At 54.8% G+C, this 1,582-nt stretch carries 2 rRNA genes; both read right to left on the bottom strand.

Annotated elements, in window-relative coordinates:
- Positions 1-3: 3 nt before the first annotated feature.
- A 5S ribosomal RNA gene (rrf, locus tag Q5425_RS28235) occupies positions 4-120 on the bottom strand.
- A 69-nt stretch (positions 121-189) separates the two neighbouring features.
- A 23S ribosomal RNA gene (locus Q5425_RS28230) occupies positions 190-1,582 on the bottom strand; the annotation flags it as partial.

Genomic DNA, 1,582 nt, shown 5'->3' with positions numbered 1-1,582 from the left:
TAAGTTCGGCGGTGTCCTACTCTCCCACAACCCTTCGGTTGCAGTACCATCGGCGCTGTCAGGCTTAGCTTCCGGGTTCGGAATGGGACCGGGCGTTTCCCTGACGCTATAACCACCGAAACACTCCGAAACAACACACACATTTCTGTGTGGTGTTTCAGAACCGTAGAGTGGATGCGTAACATCTTCGTAGGCAAGTCCTCGGCCTATTAGTACCAGTCAACTCGACAACACATTACTGTGCTTCCATTTCTGGCCTATCAACCCAATGGTCTGTTGGGGGCCTTAACCCACAAAGGGGTGGGATACCTCATCTTGGAACAGGCTTCCCGCTTAGATGCCTTCAGCGGTTATCCCTTCCGAACGTGGCCAACCAGCCATGCCCTTGGCAGAACAACTGGCACACCAGAGGTTCGTCCGTCCCGGTCCTCTCGTACTAGGGACAGCCTTCCTCAAGTATCCTACGCGCGCGGCGGATAGGGACCGAACTGTCTCACGACGTTCTAAACCCAGCTCGCGTGCCGCTTTAATGGGCGAACAGCCCAACCCTTGGGACCTACTCCGGCCCCAGGATGCGACGAGCCGACATCGAGGTGCCAAACCATGCCGTCGATATGGACTCTTGGGCAAGATCAGCCTGTTATCCCCGGGGTACCTTTTATCCGTTGAGCGACACCCCTTCCACCAGGTGGTGCCGGATCACTAGTCCCGACTTTCGTCCCTGCTCGACATGTCTGTCTCACAGTCAAGCTCCCTTGTGCACTTGCACTCAACACCTGATTGCCAACCAGGCTGAGGGAACCTTTGGGCGCCTCCGTTACTCTTTAGGAGGCAACCGCCCCAGTTAAACTACCCATCAGGCACTGTCCCTGAACCAGATCATGGCCCGAGGTTCAGATTCCCAATTCGACCAGAGTGGTATTTCAACAACGACTCCACCACAACTAGCGTTGCAGCTTCACAGTCTCCCACCTATCCTACACAAGCCGAACCGAAAACCAATACCAAACTATAGTAAAGGTCCCGGGGTCTTTCCGTCCTGCCGCGCGTAACGAGCATCTTTACTCGTAGTGCAATTTCGCCGGGCCTGTGGTTGAGACAGCCGGAAAGTCGTTACGCCATTCGTGCAGGTCGGAACTTACCCGACAAGGAATTTCGCTACCTTAGGATGGTTATAGTTACCACCGCCGTTTACTGGCGCTTAAATTCTCAGCTTCACCCCTCGAAAGGGATTAACCGGTCCTCTTAACGTTCCAGCACCGGGCAGGCGTCAGTCCATATACATCGTCTTGCGACTTCGCATGGACCTGTGTTTTTAGTAAACAGTCGCTTTCCGCTGGTCTCTGCGGCCACCCACCCCTAGCTCGAGAAGAGCTTCAGGATGTTTGGCCCCCCTTCTCCCGAAGTTACGGGGGCATTTTGCCGAGTTCCTTAACCACAGTTCACCCGATCGCCTTGGTATTCTCTACCTGACCACCTGTGTTGGTTTGGGGTACGGGCCGTGCATGCACTCACTAGAGGCTTTTCTCGGCAGCATAGGATCACTCTACTTCGCCTCAAACGGCTACGCATCACGTCTCAG

Source organism: Amycolatopsis sp. A133, from assembly GCF_031082405.1.
GTDB lineage: Bacteria > Actinomycetota > Actinomycetes > Mycobacteriales > Pseudonocardiaceae > Amycolatopsis.
This window is presented reverse-complemented; position numbering and strand designations above follow the sequence as displayed.